20 protein-coding genes are annotated in these 17,908 nt (G+C 73.2%); 9 read left to right on the forward strand and 11 right to left on the reverse strand.

Translation table 11 applies throughout. The annotated features are described in order from the left end of the window. Window positions 1-36: 36 nt before the first annotated feature. Window positions 37-546, reverse strand: a complete 510-nt coding sequence (locus tag ACFQZ6_RS03725) for a flavin reductase family protein (protein ID WP_381604910.1) — start codon at window positions 544-546, stop codon at window positions 37-39. A gap of 130 nt (window positions 547-676) precedes the next feature. Continuing rightward, entirely contained in the window at window positions 677-1,003 is a 327-nt protein-coding gene (locus tag ACFQZ6_RS03730; protein ID WP_381604911.1) for a TlpA family protein disulfide reductase, read from the reverse strand. 239 nt (window positions 1,004-1,242) lie between these two features. Between ACFQZ6_RS03730 and ACFQZ6_RS03735 the strand changes: the two genes are divergently transcribed. Continuing rightward, window positions 1,243-1,971: a lysophospholipid acyltransferase family protein gene (locus ACFQZ6_RS03735; protein ID WP_381604912.1), complete on the forward strand. Its 729-nt coding sequence runs from the start codon at window positions 1,243-1,245 to the stop codon at window positions 1,969-1,971. Window positions 1,972-1,973: 2 nt separating this feature from the next. Here ACFQZ6_RS03735 and ACFQZ6_RS03740 read toward each other — a convergent pair whose 3' ends face one another. The 4 genes from ACFQZ6_RS03740 to ACFQZ6_RS03755 form a co-directional block, all read right to left on the reverse strand. Beyond that, window positions 1,974-2,579 carry a transglutaminase domain-containing protein gene (locus tag ACFQZ6_RS03740; RefSeq protein ID WP_381604913.1) on the reverse strand — a complete coding sequence of 202 codons (606 nt, stop codon included), beginning with the start codon at window positions 2,577-2,579 and terminating at the stop codon, window positions 1,974-1,976. A gap of 87 nt (window positions 2,580-2,666) precedes the next feature. Next, window positions 2,667-3,737 carry a threonine aldolase family protein gene (locus tag ACFQZ6_RS03745; protein WP_381604914.1) on the reverse strand — a complete coding sequence of 357 codons (1,071 nt, stop codon included), beginning with the start codon at window positions 3,735-3,737 and terminating at the stop codon, window positions 2,667-2,669. After that, complete coding sequence (locus tag ACFQZ6_RS03750; RefSeq protein ID WP_381604915.1) at window positions 3,734-4,480, reverse strand: SDR family NAD(P)-dependent oxidoreductase; 747 nt, start codon at window positions 4,478-4,480, stop codon at window positions 3,734-3,736. Before ACFQZ6_RS03750 ends, ACFQZ6_RS03745 begins: the two co-directional genes overlap by 4 nt. Window positions 4,481-4,536: 56 nt before the next feature. Next, window positions 4,537-5,934, reverse strand: coding sequence for a DUF6421 family protein (locus ACFQZ6_RS03755; RefSeq protein ID WP_381604916.1), 1,398 nt, complete (start codon window positions 5,932-5,934; stop codon window positions 4,537-4,539). Between the two features lie 198 nt (window positions 5,935-6,132). Between ACFQZ6_RS03755 and ACFQZ6_RS03760 the strand changes: the two genes are divergently transcribed. Further along, window positions 6,133-6,816, forward strand: a complete 684-nt coding sequence (locus ACFQZ6_RS03760; protein WP_381604917.1) for a glycerophosphodiester phosphodiesterase — start codon at window positions 6,133-6,135, stop codon at window positions 6,814-6,816. 65 nt (window positions 6,817-6,881) lie between these two features. Here ACFQZ6_RS03760 and ACFQZ6_RS03765 read toward each other — a convergent pair whose 3' ends face one another. Beyond that, window positions 6,882-7,436, reverse strand: coding sequence for a GNAT family N-acetyltransferase (locus ACFQZ6_RS03765; protein ID WP_381604918.1), 555 nt, complete (start codon window positions 7,434-7,436; stop codon window positions 6,882-6,884). Window positions 7,437-7,513: 77 nt separating this feature from the next. Between ACFQZ6_RS03765 and ACFQZ6_RS03770 the strand changes: the two genes are divergently transcribed. Next, entirely contained in the window at window positions 7,514-7,906 is a 393-nt protein-coding gene (locus ACFQZ6_RS03770; RefSeq protein ID WP_381604919.1) for a VOC family protein, read from the forward strand. Here the strand turns inward: ACFQZ6_RS03770 and ACFQZ6_RS03775 are convergent. Next, window positions 7,888-8,832, reverse strand: a complete 945-nt coding sequence (locus ACFQZ6_RS03775; protein ID WP_381604920.1) for a GNAT family N-acetyltransferase — start codon at window positions 8,830-8,832, stop codon at window positions 7,888-7,890. The genes ACFQZ6_RS03770 and ACFQZ6_RS03775 overlap by 19 nt on opposite strands. A gap of 170 nt (window positions 8,833-9,002) precedes the next feature. On the opposite strand from ACFQZ6_RS03775, the gene ACFQZ6_RS03780 reads away from it, so the two are divergent. Continuing rightward, entirely contained in the window at window positions 9,003-9,767 is a 765-nt protein-coding gene (locus ACFQZ6_RS03780) for a VOC family protein (protein ID WP_381604921.1), read from the forward strand. A 92-nt stretch (window positions 9,768-9,859) separates the two neighbouring features. On the opposite strand, the gene ACFQZ6_RS03785 is transcribed toward ACFQZ6_RS03780, so the two are convergent. Beyond that, a complete protein-coding gene (locus ACFQZ6_RS03785) occupies window positions 9,860-10,420 on the reverse strand; it encodes a MarR family winged helix-turn-helix transcriptional regulator (RefSeq protein WP_381604922.1) in 561 nt (186 codons plus the stop codon). Beyond that, entirely contained in the window at window positions 10,417-12,135 is a 1,719-nt protein-coding gene (locus ACFQZ6_RS03790) for an FUSC family protein (RefSeq protein WP_381604923.1), read from the reverse strand. Before ACFQZ6_RS03790 ends, ACFQZ6_RS03785 begins: the two co-directional genes overlap by 4 nt. A 145-nt stretch (window positions 12,136-12,280) precedes the next feature. Here ACFQZ6_RS03790 and ACFQZ6_RS03795 point away from each other — a divergent pair, with 145 nt between their 5' ends. The 5 genes from ACFQZ6_RS03795 (at window position 12,281) to ACFQZ6_RS03815 (ending at window position 16,254) form a co-directional block, all read left to right on the forward strand. Continuing rightward, window positions 12,281-12,835, forward strand: coding sequence for a DUF5134 domain-containing protein (locus tag ACFQZ6_RS03795; RefSeq protein WP_381604924.1), 555 nt, complete (start codon window positions 12,281-12,283; stop codon window positions 12,833-12,835). 112 nt (window positions 12,836-12,947) lie between these two features. Beyond that, window positions 12,948-13,883, forward strand: coding sequence for a M56 family metallopeptidase (locus tag ACFQZ6_RS03800; RefSeq protein ID WP_381604925.1), 936 nt, complete (start codon window positions 12,948-12,950; stop codon window positions 13,881-13,883). 79 nt (window positions 13,884-13,962) lie between these two features. Continuing rightward, a complete protein-coding gene (locus tag ACFQZ6_RS03805) occupies window positions 13,963-14,658 on the forward strand; it encodes a phosphatase PAP2 family protein (RefSeq protein WP_381604926.1) in 696 nt (231 codons plus the stop codon). A 50-nt stretch (window positions 14,659-14,708) separates the two neighbouring features. Further along, on the forward strand, window positions 14,709-15,422 hold the full coding sequence (locus tag ACFQZ6_RS03810; protein ID WP_381604927.1) for an HAD family hydrolase: 714 nt from the start codon (window positions 14,709-14,711) through the stop codon (window positions 15,420-15,422). A 127-nt stretch (window positions 15,423-15,549) separates the two neighbouring features. Then, window positions 15,550-16,254 (forward strand): TetR/AcrR family transcriptional regulator, encoded by a 705-nt coding sequence (locus ACFQZ6_RS03815; protein WP_381604928.1) that lies wholly within the window; start codon window positions 15,550-15,552, stop codon window positions 16,252-16,254. On the opposite strand, the gene ACFQZ6_RS03820 is transcribed toward ACFQZ6_RS03815, so the two are convergent. After that, the gene (locus ACFQZ6_RS03820) at window positions 16,242-17,744 is read right to left on the reverse strand and encodes an LVIVD repeat-containing protein (protein ID WP_381604929.1); all 1,503 of its coding nucleotides are present in this window, start codon (window positions 17,742-17,744) and stop codon (window positions 16,242-16,244) included. The genes ACFQZ6_RS03815 and ACFQZ6_RS03820 overlap by 13 nt on opposite strands. Between the last annotated feature and the right edge of the window lie 164 nt (window positions 17,745-17,908).

Consider the following 17,908-nt stretch of genomic DNA (forward strand, 5'->3'; position numbering starts at 1 on the left):
GGAACCGGACGGTTCCGCAGAGCGGACGGAGAGTGATCAATCCCGCAGCGCCGTGAAGCGGCCCTGGTGGTAGAGGAGCGGGCGTCCGGTGCCCGTGGGGTCGCCCACGGCGACCTCGGCCAGCACGATGCGGTTCTCCGCGGCGGGCACGAGCGCCACCACCCGGCACACCAGCCAGACGAGCACGCCGTCGAGGACGGGGACGCCCTCCGGACCCTCCCGCCATGAGGTGGGGGCGGCGAAGCGGTCGGCGCCGCTGCGGGCGAAGGTGGCGGCGAGGTCCCGCTGGTGCTCGCCCAGGATGTGGATGCCGACGTGGTCGGCGCTGGATATCGCGGGCCAACTGGACGAGCCCGCGCTGATGCCGAAGGAGAGCATCGGGGGCTCGGCGGAGACCGAGGTGAGGGAGGTGGCGGTGAAGCCGACGGGGCCCGCCTCGCCACGGGCGGTGATCACCGCGACCCCGGCCGCGTGCCGCCGGAAGGCGGACCGCAGCAGGTCGGGTGAGGCGAGCTGATGGACCCCGAGGTCGGACGTTGCCGTCATGGAGTGGTCTCCGCAGACATACGGTCAGACTGACGATAGTTGGTCCGTGCAGTCAAGTTCGTCCCAGCAAGTGGGAGATGACTCTCACCAGCGACTCTCACCCCCGGACGGGTCGCGCTTCCGGACGCTCTCACCCCTGAACCGCCGCTCCCAGCGCCGCGATCACGTCCGCCTTGCGCGGCTGCCCGACCGCCCTCCGCACGATACGGCCCTCGGCGTCGAGGACCAGTACAGTCGGCGTCTTGTGGACGCCCACGGCGCGCACCAGGTCCAGCCGGGCCTCGGCGTCGATCTCGACGTGGGTGACACCGGGAACGAGGGCGGCGACCTCTCCGAGGATTCGCCGGGTGGCGCGGCAGGGCGCGCAGAAGGCGGTGGAGAACTGTACGAGGGTGGCGCGTTCACCGAGCCGTCCGCCCAGTTCGGCTGGCAGCAGCCGCTGTTGGCCCTCCCGCATACGCCACTCCCTCGTTCCCTCCGTGACCGCCTTCCCCCTCTCAGCGCCCCCGGGGGCGCGTTGATTCCCCGATGGTCCGCGCGGGACGTGACGAGGATCTCGCCGGTTACCGGCACCAGGGCTGGCTACCCGTGCGTTCTTCGGGCACGATCTGCGAGATGCCGTAAACCTACGGCTGCGTAACTTTCCCGCCGGGATCCCCTTCCCAGGCAGAGAAGAAGGAAGGGCCAACACCGTCCATGGCCGAGCTTGTCTACCGTCCCGTCATCGGTCTCGCCCTCACGATGTTCAAGGCGTGGGACCTGAAGATCGACTGCAAGGGGTCGGAGAACATCCCGCGCTCGGGTGGTGCCGTGCTGGTGAGCAATCACATCAGCTACCTGGACTTCATCTTCAACGGTCTCGCCGCGCTGCCACAGAAGCGCCTCGTGCGCTTCATGGCGAAGGAGTCCGTCTTCCGCCACAAGGTCTCCGGTCCGCTGATGCGCGGCATGAAGCACATCCCGGTGGACCGCGAGCAGGGTGAGGCCGCCTACGCCCACGCGCTGGACTCGCTGCGCTCGGGTGAGGTGATCGGCGTCTTCCCCGAGGCCACCATCTCCCCGTCGTTCACGCTGAAGAGCTTCAAGTCGGGCGCCGCGCGCCTGGCCCAGGAGGCGGGCGTGCCGCTGGTCCCGATGGCGGTGTGGGGCACCCAGCGGCTGTGGACGAAGGGCCACCCGCGCAACTTCAAGCGCAGCCACATCCCGGTGACCATCCGGGTCGGCGAGGCGATCGAGGCGTCCCGGGAGCAGTACGCGGGCGCGATCACCCGGCGGCTGCGCGAGCGCGTGCAGGAGCTGCTCGACGCCGCACAGCGCGCCTACCCCGCGCGGCCCAAGGGCGCGGACGACTCCTGGTGGCTGCCCGCCCACCTCGGCGGCACGGCCCCGACGCCGGAGCAGGTCCGCGCGGCCGAGGCGGGCTGACGTCAGCCCTCGGCGCCGAGCGCGGTGGGCAGCGTCCGCCACAGGTGCGGCCGGTCCTGGGCGGTCCTGAGGGCGTCGAGCACGTCCGGGTGGGGCGCGGCGTACAGCTCGGGGTAGTCGGCCTCGCCTGACCGCGGGTCGGGGACCCACGCGAGCCGTTCGCCGTCCAGGGAGAACCGGGCGTCCACGCCGGGTTTGTTGCCGCGCGGGTCCTGCCGGTGCCAGGCGCCGTGGAAGCGTACGGCCACCAGTCCGTGGACGACGTGTCCGGCTCCGTCGTCGTCGGCCAGCCGCTGGTAGCAGAGCGCGGTGGGGATGTCCTCGGCGCGCAGCAGCGCGGCGAGGGCGTGCGCCTTGGCGTAGCAGATGCCGGTGCGCTGGGTGAGCACGTCGGAGGCGCGCCAGGTGACGCGCAGGTCGCCGGAGTCCTGCGAGTGCGGGATGGTGTCACGGACGTACTCGTAGGCCGCCCGTGCATAGCCATACGAGTCGGTGGCGTCCTTGGCGAGCCGTGCGGCGGTGTCCCGTACCACCGGGTGCTCATGGTCGATGACCTCGTCGGCTTGGAGGTACGCCGAGAGGTCAGGGTTTTCCTGGATGAGTTGCATGTCCGCAGAGCATAGGTATGCGATCACCCGACAGTCAATGAATTTCCAGGTGACCGCATATCTATGCACTGCCGTCCAGAGGGCTCGCTAGCGGGCCATCTCCTCCTTGAGCGCCGCGACGAAGGCGTCCACGTCGTCCTCGGTGGTGTCGTAGGAGCACATCCAGCGGACGTCGCCCGCGGCCTCGTCCCAGAAGTAGAAGCGGAACCGCTTCTGCAGCCGCTCGCTCACGTCGTGCGGGAGGCGCGCGAAGACCGCGTTGGCCTGCACCGGGTAGAGGATCTCCACGCCGTGCACGGAGCGGACGCCCTCGGCGAGGCGCTGGGCCATCTCGTTGGAGTGGCGGGCGTTGCGCAGCCACAGGTCCTTCGCCAGCAGCGCCTCCAACTGCACGGACACGAACCGCATCTTGGAGGCGAGCTGCATGGACAGCTTGCGCAGGTGCTTCATGTGCCGCACGGCGTCCTGGTTGATGACCACGACCGCCTCGCCGAACAGGGCGCCGTTCTTGGTGCCGCCGAGGGAGAGCAGGTCGACGCCGACCGCGTTGGTGAAGGTCCGCATGGGGACGTCCAGGGAGGCGGCGGCGTTGGATATCCGGGAGCCGTCCAGATGCACCCTCATGCCGTGCGCGTGGGCGTGGTCGCAGATCGCGCGGATCTCGTCCGGGGTGTAGAGGGTGCCCAGCTCGGTGCTCTGGGTGATCGAGACGACCTGCGGCATCGCGCGGTGCTCGTCGTCCCAGCCGTACGCCTGCCGGTCGATCAGCTCGGGGGTGAGCTTGCCGTCCGGGGTGGGCACGGTGAGCAGCTTGAGCCCGCCCATGCGCTCCGGAGCGCCGCCCTCGTCGACGTTGATGTGCGCGCTCTCGGCGCAGATCACCGCGCCCCAGCGGTCGGTGACCGCCTGGAGCGCGACGACGTTGGCCCCGGTGCCGTTGAAGACCGGGAACGCCTCGGCGGTGGCGCCGAAGTGGCTGCGGACGATCCGCTGGAGGTTCTGGGTGTAGTCGTCCTCGCCGTAGGCGACCTGGTGCCCGCCGTTGGCCAGGGCCAGGGCGGCGAGCACCTCCGGGTGGGCCCCGGCGTAGTTGTCGCTGGCGAAACCGCGTACCTCGGGGTCGTGGTGGCGACGCGCGTCGGTCTTCGCGGGGTTCACGGCTTCTCGGTGAGCCACAGACGGTTTCCGTTCACTTCCGCGGCGGGCCGGTCCCAGACACCGACGATGGCCTCGGCGAGATCCTCGACGTCCGTGAAGCCCGCGAACTTCGCGTTGGGGCGCTCGGCGCGCATCGCGTCGTGCACCAACGCCTTCACCACCAGGATCGCAGCCGCCGACGTCAGCTCCTGCCCGCCCCCCGCCTTGCGGAAGGCGTCGGCGAGCGCCAGCGTCCACGCCTCGGCGGCGGCCTTGGCGGCGGCGTACGAGGCGTTGCCCGCCGTCGGCTTCGTCGCGCCCGCGGCGCTGATCAGCAGGTACCGGCCGCGCTCACTGCGCTGGAGTGCCTCGTAGAAGGCGAGCGAGGTGTGCTGGACGGTGCGGATCAGCAGCAGTTCCAGGAAGTCCCAGTCGTCGAGGCTGGTCTTGATGAAGGTCTCGCTGCCGCGCCAGCCGCCGACGAGGTGGACCAGGCCGTCGACGCGGCCGAACTCCTTCTCGGTGCGGGCGGCCCAGTCCCGGGTCGAGTCGAGGTCGAGCAGGTCGACGGTCTCGCCGGTGACGGTGGCGCCGCCGTGCGCGTACCGCGCGGCGTCCACGGCCTCGGCGAGCCGCTCCGGGTCGTTGTCCGCGCCGACGACGGTCGCGCCCGCCTCGGCGAGCCGCCGCAGCGCCGCGCGCCCGGCGGGTCCGCCCGCACCGGCGACCGCGATCACCGCACCGTTGAGCGCCCCGTTCCCCATGGTCCTCGCCTCCTGAGCCGTCCGGGCCGTCTGGGCCGTGCCGCGCGCGCCGTCGCTCACGCGGCGGCCCGCTCGGTGCCGTCCGCCGTTATGCCCCGGGTCGAGGCAATCACGTTCTTGAGCTTCTTGGACAGCGCCTCGTAGAACATGCTCAGCGGAAACTCGTCCGGAAGCACGTCGTCGACGAGCTTGCGCGGCGGGAGGGTCAGGTCCAGGGCGTCCGGGCCCTTGGCCCACTTGGAGCCGGGGTGCGGGGCGAGGTAGGTGGAGACCAGCTCGTACCCGGCGAACCAGTGGACCAGCTTGGGCCGGTCGATGCCGTCGCGGTAGAGCTTCTCGATCTCGGCGCAGAGCTGGTTGGTGATCTGCGGGGCGCGCTGCCAGTCGATGGACAGCTTGTTGTCGGTCCAGCGGACGACGTCGTGCTGGTGCAGGTAGGCGAAGAGGAGCTGCCCACCGAGGCCGTCGTAGTTGCGGGTGCGCTCACCGGTGACCGGGAAGCGGAACATGCGGTCGAACAGGACGGCGTACTGCACGTCACGGGCCTGCGGGACGCCCTCGTCGGCCAGCTTCACGGCCTCCTTGAAGGCGGTGAGGTCGCAGCGCAGCTCCTCCAGGCCGTACATCCAGAACGGCTGCCGCTGCTTGATCATGAACGGGTCGAAGGGCAGGTCGCCGTGGCTGTGGGTGCGGTCGTGGACCATGTCCCACAGGACGAACGCCTCTTCGCTGCGCTTCTGGTCGTGGACCATCGCGGCGATGTCCTCGGGCAGTTCGAGGCCGAGGAGGTCGACGGCGGCGGCGGTGACCCGGCGGAAGCGGGCGGCCTCGCGGTCGCAGAAGATGCCGCCCCAGGTGAAGCGCTCGGGGGCCTCGCGGACGGCGATGGTCTCCGGGAAGAGGACGGCCGAGTTGGTGTCGTAGCCGGAGGTGAAGTCCTCGAAGGAGATGCCGCAGAACAGCGGGTTGTCGTAGCGGGTGCGCTCCAGCTCCGCCAGCCAGTCGGGCCAGACCATGCGCAGCACGACCGCCTCCAGGTTGCGGTCCGGGTTGCCGTTCTGGGTGTACATCGGGAAGACGACCAGGTGCTGGAGGCCGTCCCGGCGGTCCGCCGCGGGGTGGAAGGCGAGCAGCGAGTCGAGGAAGTCCGGCACGGCGAAGCCGCCGTCGGCCCACTTGCGCAGGTCCGCGACGAGGGCGCGGTGGTAGGCGGCGTCGTGCGGCAGCAGCCCGGAGAGCGCCTCGACGGCCTCGGTGACCTGGCGTACGGCGGCCTCCGCGGTCGCGCGGGCCGGGGCGCCGTCGGCGTCGAAGTCGATCGACCCGTCCTTGGACTGCCATGGCCGGATCCGCTCCACGGCATCCTTGAGCACGGGCCACGCCGGGTGCTCCACCACCCTGGTCGCGGGAGGAACCCTGTCCTCCGTCGCCGCCTGCACAAGAATTTCCGTCATGTCCCATCCTCCACTGGAGAACCTTGCGTATGGAAACCGTATACACAGCGGGTTCACTCCAGCAAGACGAGCGGGTGAAAATTCTTCTGCCCAACCCGGGGGTTAACCTCACTTTTTCCTGTCGGCTACGGCTAACGCGGCGACTTCTACCCACAACTAGGCTGCCCATGCACCGCCGTCGACGGAAGCGAGCCAACCTTGAACTTCGTCACCATCGGACACCGCGGGATCATGGGCGCCGAGCCGGAGAACACCCTGCGGTCCTTCGTCGCCGCGCGGGCGGCCGGGGTCGATGTCATCGAGCTGGACCTGCACCTCAGCAAGGACGACGCGCTGGTCGTGATGCACGACCAGGACGTGGACCGCACCACCGACGGCAGCGGTCCGATCGCCGAGCTGACCCTCGCCGAGCTGCGCGCGCTGGACGCCGGGCGGGGTGAGCGGGTGCCGGTGTTCGAGGAGGTCCTGGACGCGGTGGACACGCCGTTGCAGGCGGAGATCAAGGACGTGCGGGCGGCACGGGCGCTGGCGGCGGTGCTGACCGCGCGGGACCTGGTGGGACGGGTCGAGGTCTCCTCGTTCCACGACGAGGCGGTGGCCGAGGTCGCCCGGCTGGTGCCCGGCGTGCGCACCGCGCTCATCGCCAGCCGGTACGACACCGGGGTGGTCGAGCGCGCCGTGGCGGTGGGCGCGGCCACCGTCTGCCTCAACATCCGGCGGCTCACCCTGGAGACCGTGGAGCACGCGCGCGAGGCGGGCCTGCGGATCATCGGCTGGGTGGTCAACACACCGGAGCACGTGCGCCTGGTGCGGGCGTTCGGCCTGGACGGCGCGACGACCGACCTGCCGGAGACCGCCCGCGCGCTGGGAGAGCGGGGCTGAGCGGCGCGCTCAGGGCGGGCAAGGAACGAAGCGGCGCGTTCAGGCAGGGGAGCCGAGCGGCGCGCTCAGGCCAGTTCCTTCACCAGCAGCTCGAACTCCAGGTCGTCGCGCTGCGGGATGCCGAACCGCTCGTCGCCGTACGGGAAGGGGGTCATCCGGCCCGTACGGCGGTAGCCGCGGCGCTCGTACCAGGCGATGAGGTCCTCGCGTACGGAGATCACGGTCATGTGCATCTCGGTCGCGCCCCACTCCTCGCGCGCCAGCCGCTCCGCCTCCGCTATCACGGCCTTGCCGACGCCGCCGCCCTGGAGGGTGGGGCTGACCGCGAACATCCCGAAGTAGGCGTGCGCGCCGCGGTGCTCCAACTGGCAGCAGGCGACGACGGCCCCGTCCCGTTCCACCGTCAGCAACCGGCTGCCGGACGACTCGACGACCTCCCGCACGCCCCGCGGGTCGGTGCGCTGCCCTTGGAGGATGTCCGCCTCGGTGGTCCACCCGGCCCGGCTGGCGTCGCCCCGGTACGCGGACTCGATCAGCGCGACCAGCGTGTCCACGTCGTCGACGGTGGCATCACGGAAGCTCAGTGCGGTGGCGGTGGCGGCGGTGGCGGCGGTGTCCATACGGGTACGTCTCCGATCTCGGCGCGGCTCGGACCGGGACGAGCCTAACCCCGGCGCCTCCTGGTTAGGCTCCCGGCATGGTGCACGTACTGAGCAGCCGGGTCCTGCTCCGGCCCACCGATCCCGACCGCTCCCGCGCCTTCTACGGCGAGCGGCTGGGACTGCCCGTGTACCGGGAGTTCGGCACCGGGCCGGAGCGCGGCACCGTGTACTTCCTCGGCGGTGGCTTCCTGGAGCTGTCCGGGCGCTCGGCCGAGCCGCCGTCCCCCGCCGTCCGGCTCTGGCTCCAGGTCCCCGACGTCACCGCCGCCCACGCCGAGCTGCGGGAGGCGGGCGTCGAGGTCACGCGACCGCCGGTGCGGGAGCCGTGGGGCCTGGTCGAGATGTGGGTCGCGGACCCGGACGGCGTGCCGATCGTGCTGGTGGAGGTCCCGGCCGACCATCCGCTGCGCTACCGGCCGGGCGTCTGAGCCGTGCCGGGCCGGTGCTCCCAGCCGCGGTCGGTGCGGGTGAGTTCGGCGAACCCGGCGCTCGTCAGCCGGTCGATCGCCGCCCGGTCGGTGGCCGCCTCGTAGGCCGCGAGCCGGTCGACGCCGCACAGCCGCAGCCAGTCGGCGGCCCGCGCCAGCAGGTGCCGTTCCAGGCCGCGCCCCTGCTCGGTGGGGTCGGTGCGCAGGTTGCCGACGTCCGCGAGGCCCGCCCCGCGCGGGTGCCGTTCGGGGCGGGCGAGCGCGGTGTCGACCTCGATGAAGCCGAGGGCGCGCCCGTCGGCGTACGCCGTGAGGCGGGTGCCGCACTCCCCCACCGTGCGCTCACAGGTCACGCCCGGCCGGGGCTCGGGCACCGGCAGGTCGGCCACCCGCGCCAGCAGGATCACCTCGGTGTCGCCGGTGTGCCGGATGCCCGCGCGCTCGTAGACGGCGCGGACGTGCGGCCAGGTGCGGGGCAGGCCGTAGACCAGCGGCGCGGGCAGCGACCCGTCGGCGAGGCGGGCGCGGACCCGCCAGCGGGCCAACTGGGCGAGGCAGGCGGTCATCAGCAGGTCGGCGGCCTCGTCGGTGCCGGGCTGGAACGAGGCGGGCGGGTGGCTCACGAACCAGGCGACCTCGCCCACGTCGCGGTAGTGGGGTCCCACCTCGTCGTCGGCGCGGTAGCGCAGCAGGTGGGCCGCGGCGACGACATGGCCGCGCAGCTCCGCCACCAGCGTGGCCCGCTCGCTCACCCAGGGGTCGACGATGAACTCGTCGGGCCGCCGCTCCAGCTCGCTGAGCACGGTGTTCACGGAGACCGAGACACCGGGGACGACGGCGGCGACGTGCCGGTTGACCAGGTCGGTGAGCTGGTCGCGGTCGGCACGGTGGAAGGGGCGCACCTGCGCCACCTGCGCTGCGGGCATGGGGGTCCTCCGGACGGGGTGGTGGGGTGGAGGCCGCCATGCGGTGCGGTACGCGGCCGAGGGTACGCCGCCACCAGGGCCGGGCACCAGAGGGCCGGGCGTCGGCTGGCCGGGGGCCGGGGTGCCGCTTAGCGTGCTCGTGGGGGTGCCCCCGCTGCGAGAGGAATGGCATGAAGCTGGACAGGCCGGTGACCGGCGGGCCCTGCTGGGTGGAGCTGGGGACGAGCGACGTGGCCGGGGCGCGGCGCTTCTACGAGGCGCTGTTCGGGTGGCGGACCGAGACCGACCCCCGCCCGGAGGCCGGTGGGTACACCACCGCGCGTCTCGGGAGCGCCGCGGTCGCCGCGCTGACCCCGCTGTACCAGGAGGCGCAGCCCGTCGCCTGGAACGTGTCCTTCGCGGTGACCGACGCGGACGCCGCCGCCCGCCGGGTGACCGGGGCCGGGGGCGCGGTCCTGTTCGGTCCGCTGGACGTGTTCGACGCGGGCCGGTTCGCGGTGGCCGTCGACCCGGGCGGCGCGGTCTTCCAGTTGTGGCAGGCGCGGGACTTCCCCGGCGCCGGGGTGTTCAACGCGCCCGGTTCGCTGGGCTGGGCGGAGCTGCTGACCCGGGAACCGGCGCGGGCCACCGACTTCTACCCGGCGGTGTTCGGCTGGACCGTGCACGCCTCACGGAACTACAACCAGTGGGGCGTGGACGGCCGGGACTTCGGCGGCATGGTCACGATGGACGAGAAGTTCCCGCCCGAGGTGCCCCCGCACTGGCTGCCGTACTTCGCCGTCGCGGACGTGGACGCCGCCAACGCCGACACGGTCCAGGCGGGCGGCGCGGCCCTGATGGACCCGACGTCGCTGCCGGACGGCCCGCGCATCGCGGTGCTGCGGGACCCGCAGGGGGCGGTGTTCGGGGTGTACCGGGCGGGGTCCGGGTTCTGAGCACGGTCCAGAGGGCGCCGGTGGGGCACCAGGTGCCCCTCGGGCGGCCCTGGCGGGGACTCAGGCGCTCCCGGGGCGGCCCAGGTAGGCCCTCAGGCGCGCGGCGGTGCCGCCAGGCGGCCCTCTAGCTGGGCCAGCAACTCGCCCAGCAGGGCCGCCAGTTCGCCCTGCTCGGGCAGGCCGAGGCCGGACAGTACGGCGGTCTCGTAGGCGAGTTGCTCGGGCAGGATGCCGTCGACGACGTCGCGTCCGGCGTCGGTGAGGCGGACGTGGGCGACCCGGCGGTCCCGGGTGTCGCCGCGCCGCTCGACCAGTCCGCGTTCGGTGAGCTGCTTCAGCCGTTTGGTGACGGCGGCGCCCGAGGAGTACGTCTCGCGGGCCAGCTCCCCCGGGGTGAGTTCATGGCCGGTGCGGCGCAGCGCGCCGAGCAGGTCGAACTCGGGGCGGCTGAGCCCGGCCCGGCGCAACGGGGCGTCCTCGGCCTGCTGGAGGAGGGCGGCGCAGCGGTTGACCCGGCCGATGATCTCGATGGGGCCGGTGTCGAGCCCGGGGTGGACGGCCCGCCACTGCCGTACGACCGCGGCGACCGTGTCATCCGTTGCCGTGCGGCCCCCCGCGCCGCCGCCCGTCGGCCGTCCGTTCGTCCCCGTCATCGCCGTACGTCCTCCGCTTCCTCGTCCGTCGTTCCGGGCGCCCCACCGGCCGCGTGCGCGGGCCCGTCCGGGAGCAGTCCCTGGCGTCGTACCGTAACGGCGAGCGTACGGTGTCCGGCCTGCTCGGCGAGCACGACCCGCTCCTGGGGCAGGGCCCGCTGCCACCACTCGCCGGAGGCGGCGTCGGCGGTGGCGCGCAGGTCGGCCAGCGCGGCGGCGAGGGCACGGCGGGCGGCCTCCAGGGCGCCGGGGGTGGCGTCGGGCGCGGCGAGCAGCCGGGCGGCGCGCTCCCGGGCCCGCTCGGCGTGCGCGAGCGACCGCTCCAGGCGGTCTCCGGTACGGCGGTTGGTCACGGCGACGGCGGCGGCGAGGCCGACGAGCGCGCCGACCACGGTGTCCACGACCCGTTCGGTGATCAGTCGGCCGGGGTCCTGGAAGCCGGTGAACTCGGTGATGAGCAGCGCCATCGGGGTCACGCAGACGCTGCCGAGCCAGTAGTTGCGGCTGATCAGCGCCTCGGCGCCGAAGTTGAGGGCGAGGCAGCACAGCACGAGGGCCACCTCGCCCAGATGGGCCAGCGGGGCGACGGCGGCGAACAGCAGCACCCCGGCGAGGTTGCCGACGACGCGCTGGACGCAGCGGCTCCAGGTGAGGGTGAGGTTGGCCTGGTAGAGGGCGGCGGCGGTGACCAGGGCCCAGTAGGGGCGGCCGATGCCGAGGGCGAGGGAGGCGTACCCGGCGAGGGCGCAGCCGAGGGCGGTGCGCGCGGCGAGGGGCGTGAGCGGGCCGAGGCGGGCCCACAGGGAGCGGGGCGGGGCGGCGAGTTCGGTGTCCACGCCGAGGAGTTCGTCGGCGGCGGCTCCGTGGTCGTCGGCGGGGGCTTGCGCGCGGGGTACGGGGCCGGTGCCGCGCAGGTCGCGGGCCCAGGCGCGCAGGCGTGCCGGGTCGGTGTCGGCGGGCGCGGCGAGGGCGACCTCGGCGCGGACCAGGAGGCGTTCCAGGGCGTGCCGGGTGCGGGTGGGGGCCTTGGAGGCCAGCAGGGTCTGCCAGGCGGTCTGGACGGCGGCCGCGGTGGTGGCGCGGGTGCGGGCGTGGTCCTCGGCGGAGCGGGCGGCGGCGTGGGTGGCCGCGGCGGTCAGGGCGGCGGCGGTGGCGCGGCGTTCGGGGCCGTGCGGGCGGAGCAGCCCGGGGGCCATGCCGACCAGCCAGGCCCACAGGCCCGCGGCGGCGGCCAGGCCGAGGTGGCCGGGGATCTGGCCGGGGGTCTGGGGCGCGAACAGGGCGGCGGAGCTGACGAAGGTGAGGATGACGTTGCCGGGCGGGCCGAGCCGGGTGGCGTCGCTGAGCGCCTTCTGCGCGGCGGCCAGCAGGGCGCCGACGGTGACCAGCACGACCGCGTCGCGGGTGAGCGCGGCGGTGAGCAGGGCGACGGCGAGGCCGCCGACCATGCCGAGCACGACCCAGGCGAGGACGCGGGCGCGGGCGGCGTAGGGGCGGTGGTGGGCGTACAGGGCGCACAGGGACCCGGCCATCGTGTACGTCGCCAGGTCGAGGCGGCCGAGGGCGAGCAGGAGCAGGTTGGGCGGGGCGACCGCGGCGACCACGCTGAGCGCGGGCTTGAACCAGATGTCGGAGGGGCGGCCCAGGCGCAGCACACCGGCGAGCGGGAGACGGCGGGGGTGGGGAGCGGTGCTGGGGGTGCTCGTGGTGCTCATGGAGAAAGAGCTTAGCAAGTATTTTACTCGTAAATGAATCCATGTACCGCCGCACGCCCCCCGCCGTACACCCTTGCGCTCGCGTGCGCGCCGTGAGGGCCGGGCAGGTGTCGACTGCTGCTGACCGTCCGAGCGGGAGGTGCGCGTGCACGGATCGGCTTCGCCCGGCTGGCTGCTGGTGGCGCTGTGCGCGGCGACCGGCGCCTACTGTCTGCTGCGGCTGAGGAGCGGTGTCGAGGAGCAGCGCCGGGCCGCGGGCGGCGAGGCGCTGATGGGGTTCGGGATGGCCGCGATGGCGGTGCCCACGGCGGTGTTCACGCCGCCGTGGTGGGCGTGGCCGCTGTACGGCGCGGTGTTCGGGGCGGCGGCGCTGCACGCCCTGTGGGTGGCGCGCGCCGACGCCCGCCATCTGCACCACCTGGTGGGGGCGGCGGCCATGGTCTACATGGCGGTGGTGATGGCGGGCTCCCCCGCCCACGCCGCCGGGCACGGCCACGGCGGCTCCGGCGTCCCCGCGCTCACCGGCGCGCTGCTGCTCTACTTCACCGGGTACGTCCTGCTGTCCGGCGCCCGGCTGGTCCCCGTACCGGGCGTGGCGGGCGGCCCGCCGGTCACCGGGTGGGCGGACCGGCCGGAGCTGGCGCGGGCGTGCAGGCTGTCGATGGGGATCGCCATGGTCGCGATGCTGCTGACCATGTGAGCACCGGGAGCGGCCGAGTGGCCGCGGTGCCCGCGTGGACGAAACCGTGGTCTGTGTCACTTCGGCCCGCAGGCGGTGCCCCCGGCCAGCCCGCCCTCCTAGGGTGAGTCCCATGATGGTCCCCGCGGTACTGCTGCTGCTCGGCGCGCTGACCGCCCTCGCCGGTCCCCGACTCCTCGCCCGGGCCGACTGGCCGGACCGCGAACCGGTGGTCGCGCTGTGGGCGTGGCAGTGCGTGGTGGCGGCCGTACTGCTGTGCTGCGCGCTGTCGATGACGCTCAGCGCGGCGGCGGCCTGGCAGGCGGTGCGCGGCCCGGTGTTCGCCCCGGCGCCCAGCGCGGTCGTGGAGGCGTACGCGCTCGGCGCGGCCGGGCCCTGGGCGGCGGCGACCGCGGTGGCGCTGGCGTGCGGCGGGCTGTGGAGCGCGGCGATGCTGGTCCGCGAGGTGCTGCGGGCCCGCGCGCGACGGCGCCGTCGCCGGGCCGAACTGCTGGTGCGGGCCCCGCTGTTGCCGGGCGAGCAGCCCGGCGAGGGCCGCCTGGTGGTGCTGGAGGGCGAGCGGCCCGACGCCTGGTGGCTGCCGGGGACGGCGCCCCGGCTGGTCGTCACCACCGCCGCGCTGCGCCGACTGAAGGGCCGCCAACTGGACGCCCTGCTCGCCCACGAGCAGGGGCACGCGCAGGCCCGGCACGACTGGCTGCGGCACTGTTCGTCCGCGCTCGCGGAGGGCTTTCCGCAGGTGCCGGTGTTCGCGGCGTTCCGCGACGAGATGCACCGGCTGGTGGAGCTCGCCGCCGACGACGTGGCCTCCCGGCGCTTCGGCCGCCTCACCACCGCGCTGGCCCTGGTCGGCCTCAACGAGGACCGCGGCGCGTTCGGCCCCTGCCCGACCCCGCAGGCGCAGGTGCCGCAGCGGGTGAACCGCCTGCTCACGCCCCCGGACCGGCTCACCGCGGCCCGCCGCCTCGGGCTGACGGCGACGGCGGCGCTGGTGCCGGTGGTGCCGGTGCTGGTGGCGTTCGGACCGGGTCTGCACGCGCTCGGGTAGCGCGCCGGGGAGGGGGCCGTCCGGCCTTCTTCCGCCCCGGGGTTGGTGTCGCGCCCCACGGTTCGGCGAGGATCGCACCATGCACAACGCGCCCGCCGCCCCGCCCCGCCCGCCGGACCAACGTGCCGCCGTCCGTACCGCGCTCGCCCTCGCCGGGTGTTCGCTGCTCCTGCTCACCCTCGTCGCGCTCGAGTGGGGGCCGCTGATCTCCCTGGACGACGGCATCGCCCGCACCACGCACCGCTGGGCCCACCAGGACCCGGCCCTGACCCGGGCCTGCCGCGTCCTCACCGACTGGGTCTGGGACCCCAACACCCTGCGCGTCCTCGTCGGGGTCGTGCTGGTGTGGCTGGTGTGGCGGCGCTCGGCGTGGTGGACGGCGGGCTGGTTGCTGGTGACCGTCGCCCTGGCCACGGCGCTCCAGCAGGTCCTGAAGGCGGCGGTGGGCCGGGCCCGCCCGGTCTGGCCGGACCCCGTGGACTCCGCCCACTACGCCGCCTTCCCCTCCGGGCACGCCATGACGGCGACGGTGGTGTGCGGGCTGCTGCTGTGGCTGCTGCGCCGCCACGGCGTGGACGGCGTCCTGTGGCGCACCGCCCTCGGGGTGGCGCTGGTGTCCGTGGTCGGCGTGGGGCTGACCCGGGTGTGGCTGGGCGTGCACTGGATCACGGACGTGGTCGGCGGCTGGCTGTTCGGCGCGACGGTGGTGGCGGTGGCGGTGGCCGTCTTCGAGCACCGGTCACCGGCCGCGCCGGGTGTGGGGCGCGGGGCGTGAGGACGCCGAGACCCGCGGGACGGACGCCGCGTGCGTCCTAGGATCGCCGTATGACCGCTGTCCTGTTCGATTTCTCGGGCACCCTGTTCCGGATCGAGTCCGCCGAGTCATGGCTGCGCAGCGTCCTCGCGGAGCGCGGAACCGCCCTGCCGGAGCCCGAGTTGGCCGCCACCGCGCGGGCCCTGGAGGCGGCGGGCGCGCTGCCGGGCGGGGCGTACCCCGAGCGGCTGCCCGCGGCGCTCGCCGGGGTGTGGGAGGTGCGGGACGAGAGTTCCGCGCTGCACCGGGCCGCGTACACCGGCCTGTCCCGCCTGGTTCCGCTGCCCGATCCGGCGCTGCACGACGCCCTGTACGACCGCCATATGACCCCGGCCGCCTGGGCGCCGTACCCCGACGCCGTGGAGGTGCTGGGCGCGCTGCGGGAGCGCGGCGTGAAGGTCGGGGTGGTCAGCAACATCGGCTGGGACCTGCGGCCGGTCTTCCGCGCGCACGGCCTCGACCCGCTGGTGGACGCGTACGTGCTGTCGTACGAGCACGGTGTCCGCAAGCCCGACGCGCGGCTGTTCGCCACGGCCTGCGCGGCGCTCGGCGTGGAGCCGGGGCGGACGCTGATGGTGGGGGACGACCGCCGGGCGGACGGCGGCGCGGCGGCGCTGGGCTGCCGGGTGCACTTCGTGGACCACCTGCCGGTCGCCGAACGGCCGGACGGGCTGCGCCCGGTGCTCGACCTGGTAGATCACGGCGGGGTCGCCGGGCGGCCCTGACCATGCCGGTCCGCTCTGGACGATCCCCCGCGTCGCCCAGAGCGGAACGGCCGCACGGCCCGGCGCAGGGCCGGACCGGACGCTCTGAGTATAGTTGGCTGGCAGCCAGTCAACGTCGGAGTCCAGCATGTCCCCTCGTAGCCCCGCGGTCAATGAAGAGTTGCGGCGGCGTTCCCGGGAACGGCTGCTCCAGGCGGCCGTCGAGATCGTGGCGGAGCGGGGGTACGAGGCCACGACGCTGGCGGACATCGCCGACCGGGCGGGGTCGGCCCGCGGACTGGTGTCGTACTACTTCCCCGGCAAGCGCCAGTTGGTGCAGTCGGCCGTGCACCGGCTGATGCACCGCACGCTGGAGGAGGCCCTGGAGGGCGAGCCGCGCACCGACGACGGGCGGGAGCGGATGGCGCGCGCCATCGACGCGATCCTCGGTCTCGCCAGGGACCGGCCGGTGCTGATGCGCCAGCACATGGCGGGCCTGCTCGACTCCGAGGGCTTCGTGCAGTGCCCGGAGCAGCAGCGGCTCGCGGAGCTGCTGCGCGACACCGTCGTCCGGCACGGCTCGTGCGAGGTCGACACCGACTACCCGATGCTGCGCGCCCAGTTGATGGGGGCGGTGTACGCGATGGTGCTGCCGAACGCCGGGATGCCGGTACGGCCGCTGCGCGCCGAGCTGTTCAGGCGCTACCGGCTCGACTGGCGGCACGGGGCCCCGCCGGACACCGTGGAGGCGTCCGGCGGGGCGTGCCGCGATGATCTGTCACGGTTCTTCGCGACGGGCGAGCCGCTCGGAACCGGTGAAACGGGTGAGACGGCCGGGGATCAGTCGAAGTAGTCCGGCTGGGTCTGCACGTTGAGCTCCCCGAGCCGCACCCGCTTGGCCGGGTCGGTCCGCCGGTCGCTGATCTTCAGGACGTCGAAGCCCTTGGCGATGTCGTTGGAGTAGATGTAGCCGTTGTAGTAGTACGCCGACCAGGAGCCGCCCGTGACCAGGCTGGTGGTGCTGAGCGGGCCGCGCTCGAAGTAGGCGATCTCCTTCGGGTGGGCCGAGTCGGTGAACTCCCAGACGGAGACACCGCCCTGGTACCACGCCTGGACCATGAGGTCCTTGCCCTTGACCGGGATCAGCGAGCCGTTGTGGGCGACGCAGTTCTCGGTGCTGGCCTGGTGGCGCGGGATCTTGAAGTAGCTGCGGAAGACGAGCTTGCTCTTCTCGCCCTTGCCGACGATGTCGTAGATGCCGTCGGCGCCGCGGGTCGGGCCGGTCTCCTCGTTGCAGGTGGCGCCGACGCCGCCGCCCAGTTCGTCGGTGAACACGACCTTGCGCGCGGTCTGGTTGAAGGTCGCCGAGTGCCAGAACGCGAAGTTGACGTTGTCCTGCACCCGGTCGATGACCTTGGGGTGCTCCGGGTCCTTGACGGACATCAGGATGCCGTCGCCCATGCAGGCGCCCGCCGCGAGGTCCTCGGAGGGCAGGACGGTGATGTCGTGGCAGCCGGTGGTCTTGGAGACGCCCGGGTTGGTGGGCGCGCCCGGGTTGCCGCCGCCGTCGGGGCCCTCACCCGGGAACAGCACCGGGAAGCTCACCACGGCCGCCTTCTCGGGCGCGTTCCGCGGCACCTTGATGACCGAGATGCCGTCGTGCGGCGGCTGGCAGTCGGGGTAGGCGGCGTTCGGCGAGTAGGAGGAGACGTAGATGTAGACGTTGCGGCGCTCGGGCACCAGCGAGTGGGTGTGCGAGCCGCAGGCGGTCTCGACGGCGGCGACGTACTTCGGGTTGCTCTTGTCGCTGATGTCGAAGACCTTCATGCCCTCCCAGGAGGACTTCTCGGTCACCGGCTGCGTGGTGCTGTTGCAACTGTCGTCGCTCCGGGAGGAGTCGGTGGACAGGAACAGCAGGTTCCCGGAGACGGAGATGTCGTTCTGGGAGCCGGGGCACAGCACCTGGGCGACCGTCTCGGGCGCCGTCGGGTCGCTGATGTCGAAGATGCGGAAGCCGTCGTAGTTGCCCGCGAAGGCGTACTTGCCCTGGAAGGCGAGGTCCGAGTTGGTGCCGGGCAGCAGGTCCTTGGGGATGTTCGTCAGGTGCTCGATGTTGGCGGAGTGGACGATCTCGTCCTGGCCGGGTATGTCCCCCTCGGTGATCGCCTCCCTCACCTGCTCCTGCGTGGCGCGGGAGACGCCCTCGCGGGCGGGCGGCGCGTCGCCGGGGTCGGGGGTCGCCACCGCGGGGTGTGCGGTGAGCAGGGCCGCCAGGAGTCCGACGGCCGCCGTGGCCACGCCGAGGCGTCTGTGCCGCGTTCGGGAATCGTTCGACAGGGTCACTGCTTCCTCCCTCGTTCCGTTCACGAAGAACGGTGCACGGATCAACGAAGTATGGTCCTGGACATGGCCAGATCAAAAGAGGTATTCGGAGCCGTAGTTGAGGTTTTTGATCACTCAGGCGCGGAACAGTGCTAGGACGGTCGTCGACACTCACGAGGTGTCAG

Source organism: Streptomyces flavalbus, assembly GCF_042674625.1.
GTDB classification, from domain to species: Bacteria; Actinomycetota; Actinomycetes; order Streptomycetales; family Streptomycetaceae; genus Streptomyces; species Streptomyces flavalbus.

Coding starts and splice junctions, on each gene's coding strand:
- ACFQZ6_RS03725 (WP_381604910.1), bottom strand. CDS start 546: ATGACGGCAACGTCCGACCTCGGGGTCCATCAGCTCGCCTCACCCGAC.
- ACFQZ6_RS03730 (WP_381604911.1), bottom strand. CDS start 1,003: ATGCGGGAGGGCCAACAGCGGCTGCTGCCAGCCGAACTGGGCGGACGG.
- ACFQZ6_RS03735 (WP_381604912.1), top strand. CDS start 1,243: ATGGCCGAGCTTGTCTACCGTCCCGTCATCGGTCTCGCCCTCACGATG.
- ACFQZ6_RS03740 (WP_381604913.1), bottom strand. CDS start 2,579: ATGCAACTCATCCAGGAAAACCCTGACCTCTCGGCGTACCTCCAAGCC.
- ACFQZ6_RS03750 (WP_381604915.1), bottom strand. CDS start 4,480: ATGGGGAACGGGGCGCTCAACGGTGCGGTGATCGCGGTCGCCGGTGCG.
- ACFQZ6_RS03755 (WP_381604916.1), bottom strand. CDS start 5,934: ATGACGGAAATTCTTGTGCAGGCGGCGACGGAGGACAGGGTTCCTCCC.
- ACFQZ6_RS03765 (WP_381604918.1), bottom strand. CDS start 7,436: ATGGACACCGCCGCCACCGCCGCCACCGCCACCGCACTGAGCTTCCGT.
- ACFQZ6_RS03770 (WP_381604919.1), top strand. CDS start 7,514: ATGGTGCACGTACTGAGCAGCCGGGTCCTGCTCCGGCCCACCGATCCC.
- ACFQZ6_RS03775 (WP_381604920.1), bottom strand. CDS start 8,832: ATGCCCGCAGCGCAGGTGGCGCAGGTGCGCCCCTTCCACCGTGCCGAC.
- ACFQZ6_RS03780 (WP_381604921.1), top strand. CDS start 9,003: ATGAAGCTGGACAGGCCGGTGACCGGCGGGCCCTGCTGGGTGGAGCTG.
- ACFQZ6_RS03785 (WP_381604922.1), bottom strand. CDS start 10,420: ATGACGGGGACGAACGGACGGCCGACGGGCGGCGGCGCGGGGGGCCGC.
- ACFQZ6_RS03790 (WP_381604923.1), bottom strand. CDS start 12,135: ATGAGCACCACGAGCACCCCCAGCACCGCTCCCCACCCCCGCCGTCTC.
- ACFQZ6_RS03800 (WP_381604925.1), top strand. CDS start 12,948: ATGATGGTCCCCGCGGTACTGCTGCTGCTCGGCGCGCTGACCGCCCTC.
- ACFQZ6_RS03805 (WP_381604926.1), top strand. CDS start 13,963: ATGCACAACGCGCCCGCCGCCCCGCCCCGCCCGCCGGACCAACGTGCC.
- ACFQZ6_RS03810 (WP_381604927.1), top strand. CDS start 14,709: ATGACCGCTGTCCTGTTCGATTTCTCGGGCACCCTGTTCCGGATCGAG.
- ACFQZ6_RS03815 (WP_381604928.1), top strand. CDS start 15,550: ATGTCCCCTCGTAGCCCCGCGGTCAATGAAGAGTTGCGGCGGCGTTCC.